Source organism: Shinella lacus, assembly GCF_010994755.1.
Classification (GTDB): Bacteria; Pseudomonadota; Alphaproteobacteria; order Rhizobiales; family Rhizobiaceae; genus Shinella; species Shinella lacus.
In genome coordinates this window covers 1-760 of record NZ_WHSB02000049.1, presented here as the reverse complement: position 1 = coordinate 760, position 760 = coordinate 1, and the positions used below count along the sequence as shown (strand labels likewise).

Sequence of the window (760 nt, the reverse complement as noted above, 5' to 3'; positions counted from 1 at the left end):
GATCCATCCGCTCGTCGCCTTTGCCCTGGCGCTCACGCTGACGACGGCCTTTGGCGCGCTGATGGGAGCGATCGTGCACCACCTCGAAATGCCGCCCTTCATCGTCACGCTCGCTGGCATGTTTCTGGCGCGCGGCATGGCCTTCGTCTTGTCGATCGACTCGATCCCGATCAAGCACCCCTTCTATGCGACGCTGAAGAGCCTCTACTACAAGCTGCCCGGCGGCGGGCGCATCACGCTGATCGGCGGCCTGATGCTTCTCATCTTCGCGGCAGGCATCCTGATCGCCCACCGCACCCGCTTCGGCGCCAATGTCTATGCGCTTGGCGGCGGGGCGGCGACGGCGCGGCTGATGGGCGTGCCGAGCGGCCGCACGACGATCCTGATTTATTCGCTGTCCGGCTTTCTGGGCGGCCTGTCCGGCATCGTCTTCTCGCTCTACACCTCCGCCGGCTATTCGTTGGCGACGGTCGGCGTCGAACTCGATGCCATTGCTGCCGTAGTCATCGGCGGCACGCTGCTTACGGGCGGCTCCGGTTTCGTGGCGGGCACGCTGGTCGGCATCCTCATCCAGGGCCTCATCCAGACCTACATCACCTTCGACGGATCGCTCTCGAGCTGGTGGACGAAAATCCTAATCGGCCTGCTGCTCTTCGCCTTCATCCTGCTCCAGAAGGGCCTGATCCAGCTCACGGCGCGGCGGAGGCGATATGCCTGACGGATGCGCCTTCGCAACGACGTTTCAGCGCTTAGGAGAGGG

1 protein-coding gene is annotated in these 760 nt (G+C 64.5%); it reads left to right on the top strand.

All coding sequences use genetic code 11. The features are described 5' to 3' along the window. On the top strand, positions 1–718 hold a 718-nt coding region (gene yjfF / locus GB927_RS34235), incomplete at its 5' end, for a galactofuranose ABC transporter, permease protein YjfF (protein ID WP_256121590.1). Positions 719–760: the final 42 nt, after the last annotated feature.